General features: G+C 72.1%; 16 protein-coding genes. 7 read left to right on the forward strand and 9 right to left on the reverse strand.

Going from position 1 to position 22,843, the window contains the following annotated elements:
* Nucleotides 1-2,358: 2,358 nt before the first annotated feature.
* The 8 genes from AAHZ94_RS01040 to AAHZ94_RS01075 all read right to left on the reverse strand — a co-directional run bounded on the left by AAHZ94_RS01040 (nucleotide 2,359) and on the right by AAHZ94_RS01075 (nucleotide 12,236).
* Entirely contained in the window at nucleotides 2,359-2,517 is a 159-nt protein-coding gene (locus tag AAHZ94_RS01040; RefSeq protein ID WP_349989895.1) for a DUF6760 family protein, read from the reverse strand.
* On the reverse strand, nucleotides 2,514-3,014 hold the full coding sequence (locus AAHZ94_RS01045; RefSeq protein ID WP_349989896.1) for a hypothetical protein: 501 nt from the start codon (nucleotides 3,012-3,014) through the stop codon (nucleotides 2,514-2,516). The genes AAHZ94_RS01040 and AAHZ94_RS01045 overlap by 4 nt, the downstream gene beginning before the upstream one ends.
* Nucleotides 3,011-3,451: a phage tail protein gene (locus AAHZ94_RS01050; protein WP_349989897.1), complete on the reverse strand. Its 441-nt coding sequence runs from the start codon at nucleotides 3,449-3,451 to the stop codon at nucleotides 3,011-3,013. The genes AAHZ94_RS01045 and AAHZ94_RS01050 overlap by 4 nt, the downstream gene beginning before the upstream one ends.
* A 23-nt stretch (nucleotides 3,452-3,474) precedes the next feature.
* On the reverse strand, nucleotides 3,475-5,043 hold the full coding sequence (locus AAHZ94_RS01055; protein ID WP_349989898.1) for a phage tail sheath family protein: 1,569 nt from the start codon (nucleotides 5,041-5,043) through the stop codon (nucleotides 3,475-3,477).
* Between the two features lie 182 nt (nucleotides 5,044-5,225).
* Nucleotides 5,226-7,292 carry an ATP-binding protein gene (locus AAHZ94_RS01060; RefSeq protein WP_349989899.1) on the reverse strand — a complete coding sequence of 689 codons (2,067 nt, stop codon included), beginning with the start codon at nucleotides 7,290-7,292 and terminating at the stop codon, nucleotides 5,226-5,228.
* A gap of 17 nt (nucleotides 7,293-7,309) precedes the next feature.
* On the reverse strand, nucleotides 7,310-8,035 hold the full coding sequence (locus AAHZ94_RS01065; RefSeq protein WP_349989900.1) for a Pvc16 family protein: 726 nt from the start codon (nucleotides 8,033-8,035) through the stop codon (nucleotides 7,310-7,312).
* A complete protein-coding gene (locus AAHZ94_RS01070) occupies nucleotides 8,032-11,322 on the reverse strand; it encodes a hypothetical protein (RefSeq protein WP_349989901.1) in 3,291 nt (1,096 codons plus the stop codon). Before AAHZ94_RS01070 ends, AAHZ94_RS01065 begins: the two co-directional genes overlap by 4 nt.
* 179 nt (nucleotides 11,323-11,501) lie before the next feature.
* Complete coding sequence (locus AAHZ94_RS01075) at nucleotides 11,502-12,236, reverse strand: helix-turn-helix transcriptional regulator (protein ID WP_349989902.1); 735 nt, start codon at nucleotides 12,234-12,236, stop codon at nucleotides 11,502-11,504.
* Nucleotides 12,237-12,453: 217 nt separating this feature from the next.
* Here AAHZ94_RS01075 and AAHZ94_RS01080 point away from each other — a divergent pair, with 217 nt between their 5' ends.
* The 4 genes from AAHZ94_RS01080 (at nucleotide 12,454) to AAHZ94_RS01095 (ending at nucleotide 18,006) form a co-directional block, all read left to right on the forward strand.
* Nucleotides 12,454-13,944 (forward strand): COG1470 family protein, encoded by a 1,491-nt coding sequence (locus AAHZ94_RS01080; RefSeq protein ID WP_349989903.1) that lies wholly within the window; start codon nucleotides 12,454-12,456, stop codon nucleotides 13,942-13,944.
* 1,261 nt (nucleotides 13,945-15,205) lie between these two features.
* Nucleotides 15,206-15,568: a peptidase inhibitor family I36 protein gene (locus AAHZ94_RS01085; protein WP_349989904.1), complete on the forward strand. Its 363-nt coding sequence runs from the start codon at nucleotides 15,206-15,208 to the stop codon at nucleotides 15,566-15,568.
* A 235-nt stretch (nucleotides 15,569-15,803) separates the two neighbouring features.
* Nucleotides 15,804-16,166 (forward strand): peptidase inhibitor family I36 protein, encoded by a 363-nt coding sequence (locus AAHZ94_RS01090; protein WP_349989905.1) that lies wholly within the window; start codon nucleotides 15,804-15,806, stop codon nucleotides 16,164-16,166.
* A gap of 376 nt (nucleotides 16,167-16,542) precedes the next feature.
* Nucleotides 16,543-18,006, forward strand: a complete 1,464-nt coding sequence (locus AAHZ94_RS01095) for an APC family permease (protein ID WP_349989906.1) — start codon at nucleotides 16,543-16,545, stop codon at nucleotides 18,004-18,006.
* 293 nt (nucleotides 18,007-18,299) lie between these two features.
* Here AAHZ94_RS01095 and AAHZ94_RS01100 read toward each other — a convergent pair whose 3' ends face one another.
* Entirely contained in the window at nucleotides 18,300-19,103 is an 804-nt protein-coding gene (locus AAHZ94_RS01100) for a 2OG-Fe(II) oxygenase family protein (RefSeq protein ID WP_349989907.1), read from the reverse strand.
* A 610-nt stretch (nucleotides 19,104-19,713) separates the two neighbouring features.
* On the opposite strand from AAHZ94_RS01100, the gene besD reads away from it, so the two are divergent.
* The 3 genes from besD to besB are packed head-to-tail and all read left to right on the forward strand — an operon-like array spanning nucleotide 19,714 to nucleotide 22,821.
* The gene (besD, locus tag AAHZ94_RS01105; RefSeq protein ID WP_502964555.1) at nucleotides 19,714-20,472 is read left to right on the forward strand and encodes an L-lysine 4-chlorinase BesD; all 759 of its coding nucleotides are present in this window, start codon (nucleotides 19,714-19,716) and stop codon (nucleotides 20,470-20,472) included.
* A gap of 40 nt (nucleotides 20,473-20,512) precedes the next feature.
* Nucleotides 20,513-21,283 carry a 4-chloro-allylglycine synthase BesC gene (besC, locus tag AAHZ94_RS01110; RefSeq protein WP_349989909.1) on the forward strand — a complete coding sequence of 257 codons (771 nt, stop codon included), beginning with the start codon at nucleotides 20,513-20,515 and terminating at the stop codon, nucleotides 21,281-21,283.
* Nucleotides 21,280-22,821, forward strand: a complete 1,542-nt coding sequence (gene besB / locus AAHZ94_RS01115; protein ID WP_349989910.1) for an L-2-amino-4-chloropent-4-enoate dechlorinase/desaturase BesB — start codon at nucleotides 21,280-21,282, stop codon at nucleotides 22,819-22,821. The genes besC and besB overlap by 4 nt, the downstream gene beginning before the upstream one ends.
* Nucleotides 22,822-22,843 lie beyond the last annotated feature (22 nt).

Here is a 22,843-nt window from a genome sequence, read left to right on the forward strand (position 1 = left end):
ATCAGGCCACCGCGGAAGGCGCCAGTAGACTTCGGCGCGATGCCTCGTACGGTTGACCCGTACGGTTTCCGGGCGCGGCCCGCCCGGGGGGGGGGCCGGGGGGCCGCCCCCCGGGCCCCCGCCGGGGGCGCGCCGCCCTCCGTGCGGCGCGGCTGCACCACCGGCAGCGTGGCGCCCGCCGAACCCGCCCGCTCCGCTCCCGGCGCGCCGGAAGGGTTCGGACGGGGGGCCGAGGCATCCGGCGCCAGCGGAACCGCAGTGGGCGGCAGCCCGGCCAGCGGCGCGCCGAGCGGCGCCCGCGCGGCCGACAGCGGCACCTCCCTGACCGGCGCCCCGGACCCGGCGGCAGCACCCGGGGCGTGCCTGGGCCCGCCGTGCGGATCGGATGCGGTGGTCGACGGTGTGGCAGGTCCTGGCGCGGCGGCCGGTGGCGCGGTCGGACCGGACGCGGTGGCGGATGGCGTCGCCGGGGCTGGCCGGGCGGGGACGGGGCGTACGGGATACACCCGCCGGGTCGTCCGCAGCGGCACCCGTGCCACGATGAGCGGACGGCCCAACGGGCGGGTTCGTACGGCGAGTTGTCTGCCGGAACCCGGTTGCCGTGCCGGTTGCTGTGCCGGTTGCTGTGCCCTCGAATCCGCGGCGCTGCGCGGCGCGTCGCCCGGGCCCGTACGGTCGGCGCCCCGGTCCGCAGCCGCGCCGCGGCGCCCGGCGGTGGCCGATGCCGCGGGACCGCGCTGCGCGGCCCCGGGGCTACTGGCTCCGCCAGCCTGCCGTCCGGCGCCAGCGGCGGGCGCGGAAGGTGGCCCGGAACCGGCGGAACCGGCGGAACCGCCGAGCCCGGCGGCGGACGTGGCTGACATGGCGGAAGTGGTGTCGGAGGCGGCGGCAGGGGCGGCGCCGATCCGTGGCGATGCGGCACCCGGCACCACGGCGATGCGGCGTACCAGGGGGAGGGGCGGAGGCGCGGGAGAGGTGACACCCCCGGCGAGTGGGGACGCCGCGCCACCGTCCGACGCTCGCTGGACGACACCCGGCCCCGACCGGTCGGGCGTGGCCCGGGCAGGCCCGGACCGGACGTGCGCGGCCTGGTCGAGCCCGGGCCGAGGTGCGGTCGGCAGGGGGCGCTCGGAGACGAGGCCGCGTTCCGCGGGCCCCGTAGTCGATTGCTGCGAACTCCCTTTTAGATCAAGTGAGTTCGACTCGGTGGAGTCGGTGGAGTCGGTGGAGCCGGTGGTGCCCGTCGGTGTGGCTCGGGCCGTCGATCCCCGAGGAGTGCCCGGCGGCGTGACGGGGGATGCTCCGGCCGACCCGTCGCCCGACAGCGGCTGCGCCGCGGCAGCACCGGTGCCGCTCGCCGCGCGCGCCACGAGGGGGCCGACCGGACGCGAACCAGCCTCACGCGGGCCGGTCACCTGTGAACCAGCCTCCTGCGAACCAACCTGCCCCGGCCTGACACCCCGCGCACCGGTGGGCCAGGCCGCCCGCGCTCCGCCAGGGCCGCCCACCGCCCCGGAGCTAGATCCCGCCCCCGTGCCGGCCGCCGCCCCGGAACCAGGGACCGCGCCCGCCGAAGCTGCTCCCGGCACCCCGGCGCCCGACACACCCGACTGCTCCACCCCGCCGGCAGGCTCCGTACGACGCTGCACTGCCTTGCTCGTGCCGGGTGTTCCGGCGCCGGCGGGATGTGCGCGGCGCGGTACGGCACCACCGGCGGTTGCCCCGGCCCCGGACCCGGCACCAACCCTCGCCGAACCCGAACCCGAACCCGAACCCGAACCCGAACCCGAACCCGAACCCGTACCTGCACCCGCCGAGCCTCGCCCGCGTCCAGCGTCCCGCCCGCGGCCCCGCCCAGCCCCGGTGCCAGAACCGAGGCCGGCGGAACCGGTGCCACCAGCGCCAGCGCGACCAGCCCCGAGGCCAGCAGGCCCGGAATCCTCGGCCGCCCCGCCGGGCGGCAGCACCGCACGCAGCAGCAAGGGCCCACCCGCACCGTGCGTGGGTGGCGCCGCGGCCGGGCGGGCGATGCCGCGCGCCACACCCGCCGGTGCCAGCGGCGTCACCGTGTGTGCGAGGCCCGTGTCGAAGAGCGGGTTGCGCCACGCCGCCAGCCGGCCGCGGAAGGCCAGCCCGTCACTGACGGCCAGCGGGGCGCGGGCCAGGGTGAGGCGCGGGGGTGCGGTGTGCCGCCAGCCGCCGTCCCAGTCGCCCGGCACGGTCGCCGCGGCCACCGGCGGCGTCCCACCCACCGCCGACGCCGCCCGCTCCGCAGCGGTCGCCTCGGCTGGCTGCGCCGCCGGACCCTGCGGCCCGGCAGCCGTCCGCCCGCGCCACCTGTCCCACCAAGCCATCCGCTCAACCACCTTCGTTCGCACGCGTGTTGATGTGGGCGATCTCGGCCACCCACTGCTGGCGTTCGCCGTGGGGCAGGTCGAGGATCTCCTCGCGCGGCCAGTGGAAGTGGTAGGCGATGTACGCGATCTCCTCCCGCAGCCGGGGGAGGGCGTACGTCACGATTCCCCCAGGCGCCCACCCGAGAGGTCGACCTCGAAGCCACCCTCGCAGTGCGGGCAGGTGACCGCGGCCCGGGTGTGCCCCTCACTGTTGACGCGCCGGTAGAAGTCCTGGAGGAAGGCGATGTCGGTGGCGTACATGCGCTCCACGACACCGGCGTGCACATCGGTGATCGCACCGATCCGGGTGATCACCTGGCTGAGCAGCACCACGCTCAGGTACGCCGGGTTCTCCTTGACCCGCAGGTCGATCTGGGGGCGCAGTTCGTCGCGGGCGGTGGCCAGCCGCATCGACCCGTGCCGGTGTAGCGTCCCCGCCTCGTCCAGATAGCCGCGCGGCAACTCGAACTCGAACTCGGTGCGCAACCCGGAGCCTTGGCCCGCCGCCGCGGCCGGCGCGGCCTGGGGCTGCGGGGCTGCCTCACCCGTCTGCGTCGCGGGCGCCGTGGCCTGGAGGATCTCCTCCAGGTTGCCCGCCGTGACCGTACGGCGCCTCATTCGACGACGATCTCCTCGAACACGATGGTCACGGTCTCCGTGGCGGCCGATGACTCGCCCGCCTTCAGCGACGGGCCCTCCCACTTGGACGCCCAACCCTGCATGAGCTGGATGCGCCGCACGGTCTCACCCGTGGAGTCCTTGATCTCGATGGTCAGGTTCTGCCGCGCGGTGTCGACGGCGCCGTTGTTGAGCGTCTCCTTGATCCAGGTGGTGAACTCGCTGCTCTTGTCGAGCCCCCGGGTGATGGTGATCTCGCCGGCCTGTCGGGCGCCGGGCTGTTTACGGATGATCTGCTTGCCGTCGGCGCTGACCTGCCGGACCTCCACCACTTCCTCCTCGACGGACAGCCCGCTGATCTCCTGGATCGACTCCACCAGGTACCCGCCGAGCTGCACGCCGAAGATATGGGTGGAAAGCGCATCGCCCTCTGCCATGACCGTGTGTCACCCTTCCTGATTCACTCGTCGACGAGGCTGGTGCTGTCGGAGAACTGGGCCAGCCGGAACACCACGAACTCCGCCGGCTTGACCGGGGAGACACCGATCTCGCAGACCACCCGCCCCTGGTCGATGGCCTCCTGCGGGTTGTTGTCGCGGTCGCACTTGACGTAGAAGGCCTCCGTGGCGGTGCGCCCGAACAGCGCGCCCCGGCGCCACTCCTCGGTGAGAAACGCGGTGATGTTACGGCGGATGCTCGACCACAACCGGTCGTCGTTCGGCTCGAAGACGACCCACTGGGTTCCCAACAGGATGGATTCTTCAAGGTAGTTGAAGAGTCGGCGCACGTTCAGATAGCGCCAGGCCGGGTCGGAGGAGAGGGTGCGGGCGCCCCACACCCGGATGCCCCGCCCGGGGAAGGCACGCACACAGTTCACGCCGATCGGGTTGAGCAGGTCCTGCTCGCCCTTGCTGAGCCGCAACTCAAGGTCCACCGCCCCGCGCAACACCTCGTTGGCCGGGGCCTTGTGCACCCCGCGCTCCACGTCGCTGCGCGCCCACAGGCCGGCGACGTGGCCGCTGGGCGGGATGGTCGCGTTGTGCCCGGCCGCCGGGTCGAAGACCCGCACCCACGGGTAGTAGAGGGTCGCGTAACGGGAGTCGTAACCCGCCTCGTCGTTGCGCCAGGCACGCACCTGCTGCGCGGAGAGGCCGGGCGGCGCGTCCAGGATCGCCACCCGGTCGCCCATCTGCTCACAGTGCGAGATGACGGCGAGCTGCACCGTGCGCACGCCCTCCGCGTCGATGTCGCCCCGCTGGAAGGCGCTCATCAGGTCCGGCACGGCGACCATGGTGATCTCGTCGATGGACTCCAACCCGGCGAACCCGGTACGGGCCTCGGCGTCCCCCACGTACTCGGCCGCGTCAAGGCGCGCCACCCCGCCCCCGGTCCCCGGCGCCGCGGTCGGAGCCGGCGCGTCCGGGACCGCAACCCGCTGCGCCACCGGTCGCCCCTGGGCCGCCCCGCGCGCCTCGGTGACCTCGATCAGCTTCGAGGCACGGGCCTGGCTCACCAGATAGCCCTTCACACTCTTGCGAGTGGACGCCTCGTATGTCTCGACCACCTGGTCGCCCTGGCGGACCAGCACCTTGAACCGGTCTTCGGGCGGGTTGTCCCCCTCCGGCGCGGCGATCTCGACGGACACCCCGCTCACCCCGGGCCTGGCCGCCACCAGGAAGCCGCCGACCTCCACCGCGGTGGGCGCCGACACCTGCCCGGCCTCGGACCCGGCCCCGTCCGGCGCTGGCGTCGACGCGCCCGCCGCCGCCCCGCCGATGCGCACGACGTACGCCGCGCCGCCGCCGTTGGCGAAGTAGCCGTACGCGGCGTGCGGCAGATAGGCGCCGCGGGTGAAGCCACCGAACTGTTGGGTGTACTGCTCCCAACTGGTGACCAGGGTCGGCGCGTGGAAGGGGCCCTTCTCGGCGAAGCCGACGAACGCGGCGACGGCCGTGCCGACCCCCTCGATCGGGCGGGCGCCGGACTGCACCTCCTCCACGTACACGCCTGGGGTGAGGTACGTCGGCATGCTCGCTCCTCCGTGCTCGGCGGTCTTCGGTCGCGGACCCAGCCTTGACGCCGACGCCCCCGGTGCCTAGGAGACTGAGGGCCTGCCCGGGGGCAGAGCCCCTGCCCCGCCAGGTCGCCGACCGCCGTGCGCCACGTGCAACGGTGGGGGCGCACGGGGCGTCAGATGCCGGCCGTGTGGGGTCAGCCGGCGTGCCTGACCTGGGCCAGGTACGGGCCGAACTCGCCCTCCAGGACCAGCCGCCCCAGCTTGCGGTACTCCCGGGCAACGGCCGTCACCACCTGGTACATGGACAGCTCGGTGCCGGACTCGGCCGCCAGATAGGCGGCGGTCACCGCACAGGCCCGGATGGAACCGCCGGACAACTCGAAGCGGTCCGCACAGAATCCCAGGTCAAGATCCGTACCGCGCGGCAACCGACCCCCAAGACACCGCTCCCACAGGGCAAGGCGCTGGGCCGTGGTGGGCACCGGGAACTCCGCCACCACGTCCAGCCGCCGGGTGAACGCCTCGTCCACATTGGCGCGCAGATTGGTCGTCAGCACCGCGATGCCGTCGAAGGACTCCATGCGCTGGAGCAGATATGCCGACTCGATGTTCGCGTGCCGGTCGTTGGCGCCCCGTACCTCAGAACGCTTGCCGAAGATCGCGTCGGCCTCGTCGAAGAGCAACACCGCATTGACCGCCGACGCCTCGGTGAAGATCCGCTCCAGGTTCTTCTCGGTCTCCCCGATGTACTTGTCGACCACCGTGGACAGGTCCACCACGTACAGGTCCATGCCCAGATCGGCGGCCACCACCTCGGCCGACATCGTCTTGCCGGTGCCCGAAGGGCCGGCGAACAGCGCGATCACCCCGTGCCCCCGGCCGCCCCCGGGCCGCATGCCCCACTGCCCCAGCACCTGATCGCGGTGGCGGGCGCGCACCGCGAGTTCGCGCAACGCCTGATGGGTCCGGTCGGGCAGGACCAGATCGGCCCAGCCCACCGCGGGCACCACCCGGCGCGCGAGCCGGGCCAGCCCCACCCCGTTCTGGGCGCGCACGGCGCCCCGCAGATCATCGGCGGCCACCGGACGCCCGGCGAGCGCCGCCGTGCGCACCGCCGCGCCCGCGGCCCGCCGCAACTGCCCCGAGTCCAGCCGGTGCGCGGCCACCGAACGGGCCAACGCGCCCGCCTCGTCCCCCGGCGTGCCACCGGCCCGCTCCAACGCCCGCCGCCAGCGCGCCGCCTGCTGCGCGGGCGAGGCGGCCGGCACGGTCACCGTCACCGGGGTGTCCGCCGCCCACACCGGGTCCCAGTCGTGCACGCCATAGGTGAACAGGGGAAGGCCGCGGGCCGCCGTACACAGCGCACGCAGCAACTCGGCCCGCTCAGCCGGCCGGTCCGGCAGCGCCTCCAGCGGCCCGATGACGATCCCGGACCCGGTCAGCCGCGCCTCACGGGCCGCGACCGCGGCCACCGCGGGCCACTCGCCGGGCCGCTGCACCAGCGCCGCCGCATCCAGCACCAGAACGCCGCGCCCCATCTCCCGCAGCGCCGCGCCCGCCAGGCCCTCGGGGGCACCACCACGGGCCCGTACGTGCACGTGACCGGACCCGGTGCCGGCCGCCGAGGCCGCCTCGCGCACCCGCACGCCGTCCACCGCGGGGTCGGGAACGTCATCGCCGAGCACCGGCAGCAGATCGCCGGCCGGCGCGTCATGGCCGAGCAGGTGCGCCGTCACCCGGTCGGGCACGCTCACCACCCGCGAGCGCGGCGGCCGTTCCGGCTCCCCGACCTCCACCACCCCGCCGGCGAGCAGCGGCGCGCCCGCGGCGAGCCGGAAGCGCACGGCGGACGCACCGCCGTGCCCGCACAGTTCGAGCGCGAGCCCGACGGTGGGCCGACGGCGCGTCAGATCGTCGTTGAGATAGCCGTAGAGCCGCTCGAACCTGGCGTCCAGATCCGGTGCCACGGCGATCAGCAGCAGGTCCACGTCGATCGGTGCCAGGCCGAACGCCCCGGCCAGCCGCTCGATGACCGAACCGGGCGGAGGTTGCGCAGCGGGCGGCGCCGACAGGCCGAACCGGTCGGCGGGCTCCGCCAGAACACGGGCCGCCGCCTCCGGAGAGAGGTACTGGCCCAGGTAGGGATCGTCCGGGTACGGGTCGCCGGCGCGCCGGGCGGCCACCGCGACGCGTACCCGCTCCTCCACCAGCCGCAGCCGCCGCCACAGATACGGCACGGCCTCCTCGTCGGTGCTGGCCACGGGCTGCACGGTGTCCGTCACGGCTGGCGGCCCCCGTGGCGTCGGCGTCGGCGCGCGGGCGCGGGCCGCCGCTCCCGCGGCGCGCCGAACCCCTCAGCGCCCGGGTCGTCGAGCCCCGTGTAGCGCAGCCGGCGATCACCCTCCAGAGCCTCCACACCCTCATCGGACTCCGTCTCCCGCGCCGGCCGCACCACGAGCCCCTCGGTGACCGGCGGGGCCGCCGCCCGGCTGGCACCGGCCAGCGGCGCCCGCACCTGAACCTCAAGCGAGGGCCGGAACTCCCCGCCCAGCGCGGACCACACGTCGGCGGCGGCGGGCGTGTCGGGGCCGGTGCCGACCAGACCGAGGTCCACGGGGCGGCCCAGCGCGGCCAGCGAACCGGTCAACAGGCGCTGCGGCAGCGCCTCCGCAGCCGTCAACGTGGTCAACACCTGTGCCAGCAAACGGTGTTCGTCCTGTGAACGACTCGCCCAAGCCGTGACCAGATACGTCAGCAGGAACCAGCGGGCGGGCGCGCGCCGCGCGACGACCAGCCCGTCCGCGTCATACTCCTCGCCGCCGCTGCCGCCGCCCCGCCGCGTGGCGTCCTCGCGGATGTCGTACAGGAACACGCACACGGGCGGCGCGCTGCGGCGCGCGGCCCAGTCGCGGGTCGGGGCGTCGAAGACCACCTCGACGCCGGAATCCGCGAGCCCGGACTCGTCGAGCAACCGCTGGAGCGCGTCGTCGACCTCGTGGATCATCGGCGGATCACCTCGTCGGGGGGCTGGATGCTGCCGCTGACCACGAGGAAGTCGGTCGTCACCGGGGAGAACCCGGGGCCGCTCGCGGTGATCGTCCGCGGCCCCGTCTGGTCCTTGTGCAGGATGAGGAGTTGACCGATGAAGGTGCCGTCCGCCTTGGGGACGGTGGGCGCCGCTGCCGCCGTGATGCCGGGACGCCACCGGAAGCGCACCGGGACGCCGGGCGGGAAGTCCTTGCCGCGTACGGAGGTGACGAAGCCGGGCTCGCCGATGGGCGGCACGGCGACGATCCGCGGTTGCAGGACGCGCAGCGGACGGCGGGCGCGGTTGTCGCCGAGGTCGGCGTCCGTACCGGTGGTCGTCAGCGCGGCGGTCACCTCGGTGGTGAGCGCCTTCTTGGGGCTCAGCACGACGTGCAGCACGGTGCGCGCACCGGGCGTCAGATCCGGAAGGGCGCAGTCGAAGTCCCGGTCACAGCCGGCGGGCGGCCCGTTGTTCGGCACCCCCGCGGGCAGTCCGAGGCGCAGCCGCAGCCCGGTGGCGAGCGCCTGACGACCGTTGCGGACGGTGTACGTGACCACGACGCGCCCGCCGACGTAACCCGGGTTCGGCGCGACCGCGATGCTCACGCCGGGCCCGGCCACGGGCGCCGGTGGCGGCGCCGGCACGGGGGGCGGCGCGGGCAGCGGCGGCGGTGGCGGCGCCGGCCTGGGCGGTGGCGGCGTACTGGGTGGCGGAGTGCTCGGCGGCGTTGTGCTGGGTGGGGTCTGGGTGGGTGGCGCCGTCGTCGGGACGGGTGGCGTGGGCGTCGGGGGTGTGGGCGGGGTGGGACTGGGTGGGACGGGTACCTCACGGACCGGTACGACGGTCCGGTCGGCGTTGTCGCTCGGCCGCGGGTCGAGCACGGCGCCCGTCACCGACCACTCGATCAGGTGCCGGCCGGGCGTGACCCCGGTCAAGGTGACGGTCACCGGCACCGTGCCACCCGCCGGCACCACACCCACCTCGCAGGTCAGGGCCGCTGCCTGACAGGTGCGGCCCGGCGCGGACAGGCCCGTGACGCGCACCCCGGCGGGCGGTGCGAGCGTCAACCGGGTGCCGGGCGAAGCGGCGGGCCCGTGGTTGACCACCTCCACCCCGACCGTGCCCGTACGGCCGACGGTGATCTCGTCGGCGGTGTCGGGCGCCCGCACCGCGAGGTCCACCGACTGCTGCACGCTCGGCTCCTTCTGCCGCCCCGGCAGATCGTCGGTGAGCGAGGTCACCGCACCCGTGGCCACGTTCAGCACGCGCAGCTTCTCCGGGCTGGTGCGGGGCAGCGCGGCGCGCGAGGTGAACACCAGGTTCCCGCCGTCGGCCGTCCACGCCGCGTCCCGGGGCTGGAAGGGGCCGGTGGCGTCCGTGTCGGGCAGCTCCCGGCCACAGGCACCGGGCACGTCGCGCGCGGCCGTGGGCAACAGCACCCGGCAGCCGTCACCCGCCACGGAGGTGAGCAGCAGGCCGCCCCGTTCCTTCGTGTCGTTGCTCTTCCGGTTGAAGACCACCGTCCGCCCGTCGGGCGAGAACGCCGGGCTGTCGTCGATCACCCGGCAACCCTCGGGACAGCCGGTCGCGCTGAGGTCGCGCTGCTCACCCGGGCGGTCGCGGGGTACCGTCCACACGTGCTTGACGCCCCTGTACCCGGCCTGGTTGCGGGTGAAGGCCAGCACGGTGCCATCCGGCGACCAGGTGGGCTGCGCGTCGCCGAGGCCCTGCCCGGCCGGCGGGGTGATCCGGTTGACGATCGCGCCGGTCGCCGCGTCCGCGATCAGGACCCGCCCGGGGGTCATGCCGCCCGCCCCGTCCGGCGAGGTACGGGTGAAGGCCAGGTACTTCCCGTCGGGCGAGAACGTCGGATCGGTGTCCCGGTCGAGCGGCCCGCGTTCGGCCAGCGGCAGCACGGCGGCCCCGGTGCCGTCGGCCTCGGCGGTCCAGATCTGCTGCAACCGCTGCCCGTACGCGCCCTCGAACGCGGTGAAGGCGATCCGGCGGCCGTCGGGCGCATAGGTCTGCCGCTCGGTCCACGGGTCGTACGCCGCGTCGGGTTCAAACAGCCGGTCCCGTTTGGTGTCGGTGTCCGCCGCCGGGTCCTCTTCGAGGAGCAATCGGCCCAGGTCGCGCGGGTCGGAGCCGTCAAGGCGGACGTCCTGGAGCGTGACCTGATGCGGCCCGCCCCTGCCGTCCGGCTCCTCCTTCGCCGCCGGCTCGTCGGGCGTGGTGCGGTCCACCACCGTGCTCCCGCCCGCCACCGGCCCGAGCCAGGTCGCCGACCCCACCTCACGGTCCTCGCTGAGCACCAGCGTCGGGTCCTCCTCGGCGTGCACCTTCACCAGGTACACGTGGTCCCAGTCGCCCTTGCAGTCGCAGGTGCGCTCCGGACTGAGGAACAACAGCCCGTCCCCGTCGGGCAACCACGCTGCCCGATGCGCACGCCACTTCTCCCGCCCGCCCCCCAACAGCGGCCCGCCCCCGCCGCCGTCCCCGTTGGTCCAGTGCAGCTGCGGGCCGTCAGGACCGGTGGCCGTGTACGCGATGACGTTCCGCTTCTGGGCGGTGTCCAGCGGGTTCCAGACGGGCTCGCCGGCCGTGCTGCCGCCCGCCGGGTCCGTGACGCGCCGCGCCTGGCCGCCGGCCAGCGGCCGTACGTAGATCTGCCGCCCCGCCGCCCGGTCGACGTCGCTCGCGTACGCCAGCCGCTGCCCGTCGGGCGAGAGCGTCGGCCACTCCTCGTTGGCCGGCGTGTCGGTCAGCCGCGTCAGACCGGTGCCGTCCACCCCCACCCGCCACAGGTCACGTTGGGTGGCACCGCCGGGCCCGCCGGGCTCGGCCGAGTCGAAGACGACGGCCTGCCCGTCCGGCGTCAGCCGCGGGTGCGCGGCGTCCCGGCCGCTGGTCAGCCGGCGCACCGATCCGTCAGCGGCGCGCAGATAGACCTGGGGCCGCCGCTCGTCCCGCCGGCTGGCGAAGACCAACTGGTCGCCCAGGGCCGCCGGGTCCACGTCGTAGTGGGTGGGGCCGGCGCCGAACAGCGGCGGGCTCGACGTGCCGTTCTCCACCCGGCCCAGACTGCGGTGCCGGGTCCCGGCGTACACGATGCGGGTCTCGGCCGCCGCGACCTGCGCCGCCTCGTCATCGGCAGCCGGCCGGGCCACCGGACCCACCCCGAGCAGCGGGGCCAGCAGCAACAACGTCAGGACGACCCGCCCCCCGCGCCGCCGCCGACCTTCCGTGCCCCCGCTGCCCCTCACGACCCACCTCACCCTTCCCCTGCCGATGCCACACGTAGGGCCACCAGCCTGCGGCCCGCCACACCCACCGGGGCAGGGCGATGGGGACGAAGTCGGGGGAAGACGCCGGGGTGTTCCAGGGCAGCGGGCGGGGCGCCGCCGCCACTGACGGCCTGCCGGTGGCCGTCAGCCGGACGCGCTCAGATCAGGCCCCGACGGAGCGCGTAGCCGACCGCATGCGCCCGATTGCGCAGTTGCAGACGCGTGATGACCTCGTGCAGCACGTTCTTGACGGTCCGTTCGGAGTACGCGGTCTTGCGGGCGATCTCCGTGGTGTCCAGCCCCTCGGAGACCAGGCGCAACATCTCCGCCTCGCGGGCGGTCAGCGTCGACAGGGACACGGCCTGCGGGTCGAGCGAGGAGCGCTGGAGGTGGCCCACGTGGGTGAGGAGCTTGGCCAACAGATCACCGGGGAGCACACCCTCACCCCTGGCGATCGCCAGCACCAGGCGCAACAGCTTGTCCTGGTCGGCCTCGGCCCGCCGCAGCACCGCGGCGACCCCGGAGTCCAGCGTGCGCTGGAGCGCGTCCCCCGACTCGAAGGTGCCCACCACGATCCCGGTACGGGTGGCCGGGTTGTGCCGCAATCTGTTGAGCAGCGCTGACGTTTCGTCGTTGACCGTGTCCACCACCACCAAGGACACCCGGGCGCCGTCCAGGTCGGCGTCGGCGACCAGGTCGATCTCGGGCCGCTGCTTCAACTGCTGGACCGTGCCCACGTAAAGGATCGGGTCGGGCGCGTAGACGGCCACGCTGACGCGCTCGGCGCTGACCGCGCGGGCGGGCCAGTGCGCCGATCTGTCGGCGGCGCGGCCGACCTCGGGCTGCGCGGCGGCCGGCGTACTGGCAGAGCTGATCATCCGGGTCGAGGACATGGCGGCAGCACCTCTTCCATGATGCGTACGGTACGGGTGACAAAGCGGGGTCAGGAGGTACGGCGGCGCCCGGCGGGCCTTCGGCGGGGCGGCGGCCGGGCGAACGCCCCCGGGGCGCGCGGGGGAGCCGCCGGTGGTTCGGAGAGGCACGAGCACTGTCCGGGGCCTTGCCCCTCGGCCTCTCGAAGCCACCCCGGCACCGGCATAGCGTCCTCGTGTGACGTCTCCCACTGCCTCCCCCAGCCCAGGTGCACCGGGTCTCGACATCCCCGAGGTGTCGGTGACGCCGGGCGACACCGCCTCCACCACACTGACCGTCCGCAACGACAGCGACATCGTCGAGGCGTACTCCCTGGAGGTGGTGGGGGACTGCGCCGCGTGGGCCGTCGTGGAGCCGGCGCGCGTCTCGCTCTACCCGGGCACCTCAGCATCGGTGACGATCCGGCTGAGCCCGCCGCGCTCCTTCGAGGTACGGGCCGGCGCGTACCCGCTGGCCGTACGGGTGTTGCCGGCCGAACACCCGGAGGCGGTACGGGTCCCCGAGACCACCGTGCGCGTCGGGACGTTCCGCCAACTGCGCACCGAGATGGTGCCGCGCCGCCGCCGCGGCTGGCTGCGCGGACGCTACCAACTGGCCCTGCGCAACGAGGGAAACGCCCCCGTACGGCTGGGCTTCACCCCCGGACAGCCGGGCGAGGAACTGGGCTTCAGCTTCCGTCCGAGCACACAGTCCCTGGACCCCGGCGAATCCGCACAGGTGGGCCTGCTGGTGCGCACGGGGCAGCCGATCTGGTTCGGCAGCCCCACGGTCTGGCCGTTCACGGTGGACGTCGCCGAGACGGCCGACACGACAGGGACCGCCGAAGCGGCCGGCACCGCGGGCACACCCGGGGCCGCGGCGGGCGCCGGCCGGCCGGAACGGGCAGACCCGCCGCCCCTGCCGGACCTCCTGGACCTGGCGGTCCCACGGCCGGTCCTGGAAGTGGAGTTCGTCCAGATCCCGATCTTCCCGAAGTGGCTGCTCGTCGTGCTGGCCGCGCTGCTCGCCCTGATCCTGGCCTGGTTCACCCTGGTACGACCCACGGTGCGCAGCGCGGCGAAGGACGCGGCCGACGAGGCGGTGCGCCCGCGCCCCACTCCCGGCAGCAGCGTGCCGGGCCAGGAGCAGCCGGGCGCCGGCGGCGGCACCGACCAGCGCCCCGGCGGCGGTGGTGCGGGGGCCCAGCCCGGCGGCGGTGGCGACGGCACGGGCACCCAACCGGGGGCCGGCGGTACGGACACCCAACCGGGCCGCGGAGGCGGCTCCGGAACCGGCGGGGGCACCGGGGGCGGGAGCGGCGGCGCCGGTGGCGAACAGCAGCATTCGGTCACGCTCGAAGTGCAAACGCCGGCGGGCACGGGGGAGGCCAGCACGCCCAAGCTGAAGAAGGGCGAGGTCTTCGAGATCACCGATCTGGTCCTCGCCAACTACCAGGGTGACGAAGGCGTGTTGACCATCAAATTCGGAGACCGCAAGATCACGACGATCGCTCTGGAGACCTTCCGCAATCACGACCTGCACTGGGTCACTCCCCTCAGGATCACCGAGAACGCCACCGTGACGGCCCAGGTGACCTGCGAAAAGCCGGGCACTCCGGCGACGGGCAGGCGCGCTCAGGAGTGCCACGAGGTCCTGAACGTCAGCGGTACTCTCAGCCGTACCAGGTGAGTTGGGCTCCCCGCCCATGTTCGGGGAGCGGGCCCGGCTTGCAAAGATGCTGGCGCCACACCGCGACCGGAAGTGGCTGTCCGCGCCGCCGGCGCCAATGTCCTCTCCAGAAGCAAATGTTCCGGTACCGAAGTGCGCCTTCCCCGTATCTTCCCCGGTCAGAGGGTGCGTCCTGGCGTGTGGCAGCGCAGGCGAATTGGCTGGATCTCCCTTGTGACCGCTCGCGGTGAGGGGGGTCGGCGCGCAGGGGACGGCGAAGGAACGGCAGGGAAGACGGGGTGGCGCGGACCGTCGTGCCGCCCCGTCCTGCTGCCTCCTCAGTGCACCCGACTGCCCTTTCCGATCGGCCTGCTGGGCCGATGGGCGGGTGGGTCCACCCGCCCAGGGCGTGGGCGGGGTAGCTCCGGCTCGCGAGCGCGTCCTCGATGCGCGGCGCACGGTCTGGGTGCGTGCCCCGGCTTCGGACGCTTGCCGCGCGGTCCGGGGGCTCAGCCCAGGGGCGCGGCGGACGCAGGCGGGTGGCCCGGTGCCACGGGGTCCGCGTCGGTCGTCGCCGAGGGCGGTCGGTGCCGGTGGCGACGCACGGCATCCCGCGCCGCTGCTACCGAGTCCTGTCGAGCGAACGGGAGCTAGGTATAAGGGAGTTGGGGCCCTACTGGCGTCTTGTGCTCCGGCCCCAGTCTTCCGAGACCCTGGGCTTGCAGCGCACGGTGCCGGGTCGCCGCAGATCGCCCCGGGCCCTCGGGCACTCGGGCCCGCTCGGGCACGTTCCGCCTCGACTCAGACGCGGAGTCACCCGGTCCACGCCCTGGCGCTCTTCCCACCTGCACACGGGAAGTGCGAAAGCCGCATGGGGCGGGCCCCCAGAACGCGGTAACGGGCGTGAAGCAAATCGATTTGCCGGGTAAGTCGGAGTTGGTGTCTCGGGTGGATGGGCCGGTGTGCCAGGCTTGTGCCGTACCTCAGCGAGGAATCCTGAAGACAATTCCGAAACGTACGGCCAGCCACAGCGCACGGGCTTTCGCGGGCCATCGGCGGGCACTCGAAGCGGTCATGGTGCAGCCATGGCGCGGTCACGTCCGTCCGGCATCGGTACGACGGCCGCGGCAGCCCACCGCCTGGCCGGTCATCGCCGCAGTACTCGTTCCTCGCTCGACAACCACGCCGCCAGGCGCGACGGATTGCCCCTATCGCGTGCCCGAATGACGGGGCCCCTCGTCGCCCACGGCAGGGAATTCGACGAAAAATCTGGGGGAGAGAAATGAAGAGAACTCTGGTCGCCGGCCTCGCCGCAGTCGCGTGCATGACGGCGACCACCGTCATCGGTAGCGCGACGTCGGCGAGCGCCAACCCGAATGACTGCCCCGACGGCTACGTGTGCGTATGGGGGGACATCAACTACGAGGGCCGGTTCCTCTTCGCCCCCGGTCCCGAACGTGCCAACGTGGGCAGTCACATGAACGACCTGACCAGCTCCATCTGGAACCGGACCGGCTCCCAGGTGTGCTTCTACAACCATGCGGACTGGCGCGGTGGCGTCATGCGGATCGTCCCCGCCGGCGGCTACTTGGCCAACGTGGGCCCGGACGCCAACGACACCATCTCCTCCTGGCGCGCCTGCTAGCGAGGCCCCGCGGCCCGACAGGAACACCGAGGCGCCCCGCGGCACCGCGCATTTCCGCAGCTCCGTGCGCGGGCTGGCTGCATGCACGCGGCGCACGTCATCAACGCGCCTGCTCAGTACATGAATTCAGCGTGCGGGTTCGACATGCGGAGAGCGGCCCGCGAAATGTGGCGCGCAACACCCGGCCCACAACATCCCGTGATGTGTGACGTTCGACGAGAGAAAGGCATGTCCCATGAAGAAGTCTCTTATCGCTGGCGTCGTAGCGGCGACCTGCATGGCCGCCACCACCGTCCTTGCAGGCGCCACGCAGGCCAACGCCAACCCGAATGACTGCCCCGACGGCTACGTGTGCGTATGGGGCGACAGCAACTATGAAGGGCGCTTCCTGTTCGTACCTGGCACCACCCGGGAGAACGTAGGCAGCCACATGAACGACCTGACCACCGCCCTGTGGAACCGCACGGGTTCGCGCGTGTGTTTCTACGACCACTCCAACTACGGCGGTTCCGTGTTGGCCATCGTGAGCGCCGGGGAGTCCCGCCCCAACATCGGCTCCACGGCCAACGACAGGATCTCCTCGTGGCGGGCCTGTTAGCGATCTCGCCCCCGGGGCGTCGCGCCGATGTTGGTGCCGACGTGCAGACACACCCTTCGCGGGTGTGTCTCCCGTGAGGCGCGTGGGCGACGTGCGTGGCGCGTGCGTCGCGGGCACGCGCCACGCGCAGTGAAGGGTGTGACGGTCGGGGCGTGGCTGGGCGGCCCCGATGGCTGATCGGCGGGGTCTCGGTCGCACGTCCTGGGCCGGGGCCCCGCTCCGCGTACGGCAGAGCCTCGGGGCGCGCCTTCATCGCGGATCGGGTGCCTCGGTCCCGCTCCCCTCGCCCCTCCCCTTGCCAAATGGATAGTTGGCCCGCACGATGGGGTCTTCGTTTGACCTCAAATGAACTTCTCGCCGTCTGGGAGGTGATCGTGTGGACAGTCAGAAGGTCTCCGCCGAGCGGGCCGCGCGGAGGGAACCCCACGCCGCGACCACGCTCAAACCGGGCGCCCTGGGCGTCCTCAGCATCCTGTTCTTCGTCCTGTCCGCCCAGGCGCCCCTGACGGGCATCGCGGGCGCGGCCCCGATCTCGGTTGCCATCGGCAACGGTCCCGGCACCCCGGCCGCCTATGTGCTGGCCGGCGGCGTGATCCTGCTCTTCTCCGTCGGGTTCGTCGCCATGGGGCGGCACGTCGTGGACGCCGGGGCCTTCGCCGTCTACATCGGCAAGGGGCTCGGCCGCACCACCGCGGGGGGCAGCGCCGGCGTCGCCCTGTTCGCCTACTGCGTGCTCCAGGCCGCCATGTACGGGCTCTACGGCTCCATCGTCAGCGCGTTCGTCGCCGACCACACCGCACTCGACCTGCCGTGGTGGACGTACACGCTGGCCACCATGGTGGTGGTGCAGGCGCTGGGAGTCGCAGGCATCGAGACCGGGGCCCGCATCCTGGCGGTGCTGGTCCTGGCCGAGTTCAGCGTCCTGCTGGTGTTCGGCCTGGTCACCCTGGTCAAGGGCGGCGGCCCCGAAGGGCTCGGCCTGACCGACAGCTTCTCCCCGTCGGCCGCACTCCACGGCGCACCCGGTGTCTCCATCATGTTCGCCATGGCGTCCATGCTGGGCTTCGAAGCCACCGCGATCTACGGCGAGGAAGCCAAGGACCCCACCAGGACGGTGCCGCGAGCCACCTTTCTGTCGGTCGTCACCGTCACCGTCTTCTTCGCCGTGGTCTCCTGGATGCTCATCTCCGCCTACGGCGCGTCGCAGGCGGAGCGAGCGGCAGGTGAGGCGCTGGCCGCCGGGGAGTCGGACGGGTTCGTCTTCGCGCCCATCACCGCCCAACTCGGCGACTGGATCGGCGACGTACTGCCCATCCTGCTGGCCACCTCACTGTTCGCCGGCATCCTCACCTTCCACAACTCGGCCAACCGCTATCTGTTCTCCCTCGGCCGGGACGGCCAGCTCCCGGGCGCGCTGGCCCGCCTCAACGCCCGGCGCGCACCGGCGACCGCGGGGTGCGTGCAGACGGGCCTGGCCCTCGCCCTGATCGTGCCGTTCGCGGTGGCGGGCGCAGATCCGGTGCGTACCCTCTTCTCCTGGTTCAGCGGGCTGGCCGTGCTGGCGATGATGCTGCTCTACCTGCTGACCTCCGTGTCCGTCGTGGTCTTCTTCCGCCGCAGCCGGGTGGACGACCGCCGCTGGCACACCCTGATCGCCCCCGTACTGGGCGCGCTCGGCATCGCGGGCGCCGTCTGGCTCATCCTCGCCAACTTCACCACCCTCATCGGCGGGGGCATCGGCACGGCTCTCTGGCTCGGCCTCACGGTGCCCGTGGTCATGGCGCTCGGAGCGGCCAACGCCCACCTCAGACACCGCCGCGCCGGGCCCCGCGACGGCTGAGTCGGCATCCGGTCGAGCGGTGAAAAAGCCGTCTTCGTAAGGGAGTTGACTGCATGGGCGGTCGCCAGGGAAGTCGCTCCGGCAGGCTCGGCCGCGAGGTGAGGTCCGGCCCCGCGGCCGGGTGCGGAACCCGAGCGGGAGAGGCCCGAGCCCCGCGGCCGAGCGTGAATCGCCGAGCATGAAGCGTTCGCGTACGAGGCACCCTGCGCGAAACACCACGTACGAATTGGCGCGTACGAATCACCACGTACGAATCACCAAGCCGCGAAGCGGGCCGCACGCTGGCCGCCGAGTCAGGACCAGGCGACCAACTCGCCCGTCGCGGTGACCCCGAGGAAGAACGTCACGGCGACCCGGCGGGCACCGTCCCCGCCGGTCCCGTTGGGCAGCACCCGGTGGTAGTGGTTCGGGTTGAACAGCAGGGCGTCGCCCCGACCGGGGGCGATGGTGAGAGTCCGACAGCCTTCCACCACTCGCGGGTCGTACCCGTACCGCAGCCGATGGACGTCGTCGGCGGCCTCCCAACGGTGCTGCCACAGACTCGTCCCACCCCCCTCGTCCGGCACCAACAGATAGACGTTGTACGTGAGTTGCTGGACGATCTCCTGATCGAAGAGGCCGCCCGGGTATTCGAGGTGGATGTCGTCGTAGTGCAGCAGCGTGCCCGCGTTGATCTCGCGCATCATGCCGACGAAGGCCGGGCGCCCGCCGATGGTGGCCGTCGTGACCGCCGAGCCCCACGCCTTGCCGAGCACCTCCAGCGAGATCAGGGTCGGATCGGGTTGCATGTCGGCCTCCCGCCACTTGTGCTCGGCGGCCTCGGCGTCCGCCCAGTACGGCTCGGCCCGCAGGACCCCGTCGGACGTGCGGAAGTCGTTGAGGGCCGGGCCGAACCTCGTCATGGCCACCCGGACCGGGTGGTAGTCGACCGAGGGCAGCCGGGGGAGGGCGGCCGTCATGCGGTCGAGCGTGGGCCGGTCGAAGAATCCGGGAACGCAGACCGCCGCGAGATCGCCCGCCGCGACATCGGCGATGTGTTGCCGAGAGAAGGCGGGAACGTTCACGGCGGAGAAACTCGGGTTGAGCGCGCTGGGCATGGTGCCTCCATATCCGATGGCGAAATGAGGGAGTCGGGGAGCAGGAGGAGGACGAGCGGAACAGTTTCTCCGCGCGCACCGGAGCACGGCAGTCCGCGACGTCGAAGGACGGATGACATCTGTGGCCAGAAAGATCCGAGCGGATTCCAGCCCCACGCTCTGGCTGATTCATTACGAGTGCGGGGATGAGAACGGGCGAGCGCGATCCAAGGTGCCTAGCTGGGAGCGATCCCAGGAGCCTAATAGAGGGTTTTCGGTGAACCGTCGAGAGGTCGGATCGGCCGGCGCGCGATTCACGCCACGTTGCTGGGAAGATCCCGTTCCTGACGCCCGGAAGATCCAATGAGGCCCACAGCAGACGCCGGCCTGCCCGTACTCCGGCGGCCGATCACCAAGGCCACTACGACCTCATTGCCCCCGCGCCCGCCGACCAGTCATGACGTACGCCGAGCCGATCATCAGGGTTGACCGGAATGAACGGGTCCCGACGATCGCCCGGGTGGCCAAAGCCTGGGGACGCATCTACGGTTCCACTGCTCCTTCCAACACACATCGCTTCTGATCACTGCGACCGATCCTGCATTCACCAGTCGAACATCGGAGAGCCTTCGTGAGTGGTAACGGATTTGGGCCCGAGAGTATCTGCTCCTCGCTGGAAGCCGACGAAATCCGTCGGATGTCGCACCATTACCACCGCTACGGCATCGTAACTGTGACTAATCTGATCGAAGCGCAGACGCGTCAGGTGGTACGTGCCGAAGCGGAACGCCTTCTCGGGGAGCACTCCGAGCGCCGCGACCTCCGCCTGGAGACCACCGGATTCACCCGCCGCTCCATGTCCGTGGTGCCCAGCGAGAAGATCGCGAACAACAGCGAACTGGTGACCTCGACCTACGCGAACCCCGACCTCCTCGGCGCCCTCCAGACCATCGCGGGGGAGAAGCTGCACCCCTGCCCCAAGGCCGACGAGGAGTTCCTGATCACGCGGCAGGAACAGCGCGGCGACACGCACGGATGGCACTGGGGCGACTTCAGCTTCGCCCTCATCTGGGTGCTCGTGGCACCCCCGATCGACGTCGGCGGCCTGCTCCAGTGCGTTCCCCACACATCGTGGGACAAGACGACACCACGAATAAACAACTACCTCGCCGAAAACCCCATCAACACCTATTACTTCGGCTCCGGGGACGTGTACTTCCTGCGCACCGACACGACGCTGCACCGCACGATTCCCCTGCGCGAGGATGCCACCCGGATCATCCTGAACATGACGTGGGCGGGAGACCGTGATCTGACGCGCAACTTCGACGCTGACGACCGGTGGTGGGACAACGCGGACGTCTCGGCAGCTTCCGCCATCAAGGAATGAAGGCGCACCGCGCCGCTTTCTGTTCTCGAAGGAGACGACCGTGACAGACCTGGACAGCGGCTCCGCCACCGCAGCCGTTTGGGACCACTTCGACAACGTCGAGCCGGGAATCCGCCGCCGCATCGCCCTGGAAGACCCGGCGATCAAGGAATACCTGGACGGCACGCTCGCCCGCATCGCCAGCCACCGCGGCGTGGAGCACCCGTACCTCAACGCCTACCGCACCACCCGGCTCACCCCCGAGCAAGAACGCCTCATGTACAGCGAGACCCACTTCTTCTTCCGCCACCTCCCCTTCTACATCACCGGAATGGCGGTCAAGACCCGGGACGAGATGATCCTTCGGGAGATCGTCCTGAACGTGTACGACGAAGTGGGCGGCGACGTCACGCACTCCACCCTCTTCGCCAATTTCCTCGCCGGCATCGGCATCGAGAAGGAACACCTCGACGGTTATGAGCCGCTGGAGGTCACCAAGCGGCTCAACGACGGAATTCGGGTCCTCTACACCGAATCCCCGATCCACAAGTCGCTCGGCGCCCTCTACGCCGACGAGACCATGTCGTCCATCATGGTCTCCAAGATCAACGACGGTCTCGCCAACCACGGCTACAGCAAGGAACTGCGCCACTTCTGGCAACTGCACATCGACGTCGAGGTGGGGCACAGCAACTCCGTCTTCAACGCCATCGCCCCCTATGTGGGATCGGCGGAGACCCGGGCGGAGTTCGAAGAAGGCGCCTTCGAATTCCTCGAACTCGTGGAGAACTACTGGGACGGGGTCCAGCAACTCGTGGGCCTTGAGGCATGACGCTCGAAACACCCGAGGACATGCGGTCGACCTGCGGCCTGCGGCACATCGCCGCAGGTCGGCCCGTGCCCGGCTCCCTCCACTCGGTGTCCGTCTCGATCCCCGACGTGGCCTCCGTCATCGGCTTCGAGTCGGGTGACCCGGCCACCTTGAGCCGCATCTCGTGGGGCTACCCGCGCTTCCGTACCCACCCGTACGTGACCCGGGTGGCCGAACTGCTCGCCCGGGACGACAGCCTCAGACTGGGTGGGGGCCTCGTCCTGACCCGTACCGAACGCGCCGCGCGGGCAGCCGCCGCGTACGCCGGTCTCACCCCCGACGCCGTGTTCACGGGCCACGGCGTGCGCGGAGTACGGCTCCCGGCCGAGGAACCCGCGCGCGCCCGGGTCCGTACCTACATCCAGCACACCGGCGGCCACCTGTCCTCGCGCGAGGCCGAGGACGTGCTGCTGAACGCCGGTCTCATCGCGGACCGGCAGCCCGAGGCCAGCGCGGACGACGCCCCAGCCGACGCCATCAGGGCCCACCTCGCCGACGCGTACGGCGCACCCGACGCCGCGGACGTCTCGCTGCACAACAGCGGCATGAACGCCGTGGCGGCGGCCATCTCCGCGGTCTCCGAAATCCAGCGGGAGAACGGCCGGCGCCGCTGGCTCCAACTCGGCTGGATCTTCTTCGACACCATGAGCCTGCTGGAGAAGCGCGTCATCGACGTCGAACACACCACGGTCCCTGACCCGTTCGACCTCGCCGAGATCGCCCGCATCGCCGACGCGCACGCTGGTGAACTCGCCGGCATCATCGCCGAAGTGCCCACCAACCCCAGCCTGCGCACCCCGGACGTCCCGGCCCTGCGCGAGATCGCCGCCCGGGCCGGCTGCCCGCTGGTGATCGACGCGACCATCGCCACCCCCTACAACGTCGACGTGCTCCCGTACGCCGACGTCGTCTGCGAGAGCCTCACCAAGTACGCCACCGGATCAGCCGACGTCCTCATGGGCGCGGCCGTAGTGAACGGCAGTTCACCCCACGCACAGGACCTACGCAGCGCACTGCGCCACCACGGTGACGAGCCCTACCGCCGCGACCTGGCACGCGTGGCCGCCCGGATTCGTGGCTACGCGGAACGCATCGACCGGGTGAACGCCAACACCCTGGTCCTCGCCGACCACCTCGAACGGGCCACCGGCGTCGTCCGAAGCATCGACTGGGCGTACGACTCCCGCTCCGTCGCCAACTACCGCAAGGTCGAACGCCGCCCCGACGCACCGGGCGGCGTGCTCATGGTGGACCTCAAGGTTCCGCTGGAGCGGGTCTACGACCGCCTCGCGGTCGCCAAGGGCCCCAGCTTCGGCGCCGAGTTCACCATGGCCTCACCGCAGATCTTCATCGCCCACTACGACCTGCTCGCCACCCCGGAGGGGCGTGCCACCCTGCGCGGCAGGGGGCTGCACCGGGACATGCTGCGGATCTCCGTCGGCACCGAGGAGCCGGAGCGCATCGTGGAGACCTTCGAACGGGCCCTGCGCCCCGAATGAGCCGGCCGGACCGCCCCGCTCA

This window comes from Streptomyces sp. HSW2009 (assembly GCF_040240285.1).
Classification (GTDB): domain Bacteria; phylum Actinomycetota; class Actinomycetes; order Streptomycetales; family Streptomycetaceae; genus Streptomyces.

Bases quoted from the DNA above. Each gene is read 5' to 3' on its own strand.
- AAHZ94_RS01045 (WP_349989896.1), bottom strand. From the start codon at position 3,014: ATGAGGCGCCGTACGGTCACGGCGGGCAACCTGGAGGAGATCCTCCAG.
- AAHZ94_RS01050 (WP_349989897.1), bottom strand. From the start codon at position 3,451: ATGGCAGAGGGCGATGCGCTTTCCACCCATATCTTCGGCGTGCAGCTC.
- AAHZ94_RS01055 (WP_349989898.1), bottom strand. From the start codon at position 5,043: ATGCCGACGTACCTCACCCCAGGCGTGTACGTGGAGGAGGTGCAGTCC.
- AAHZ94_RS01065 (WP_349989900.1), bottom strand. From the start codon at position 8,035: ATGATCCACGAGGTCGACGACGCGCTCCAGCGGTTGCTCGACGAGTCC.
- AAHZ94_RS01075 (WP_349989902.1), bottom strand. From the start codon at position 12,236: ATGTCCTCGACCCGGATGATCAGCTCTGCCAGTACGCCGGCCGCCGCG.
- AAHZ94_RS01085 (WP_349989904.1), top strand. From the start codon at position 15,206: ATGAAGAGAACTCTGGTCGCCGGCCTCGCCGCAGTCGCGTGCATGACG.
- AAHZ94_RS01090 (WP_349989905.1), top strand. From the start codon at position 15,804: ATGAAGAAGTCTCTTATCGCTGGCGTCGTAGCGGCGACCTGCATGGCC.
- AAHZ94_RS01100 (WP_349989907.1), bottom strand. From the start codon at position 19,103: ATGCCCAGCGCGCTCAACCCGAGTTTCTCCGCCGTGAACGTTCCCGCC.
- besB (WP_349989910.1), top strand. From the start codon at position 21,280: ATGACGCTCGAAACACCCGAGGACATGCGGTCGACCTGCGGCCTGCGG.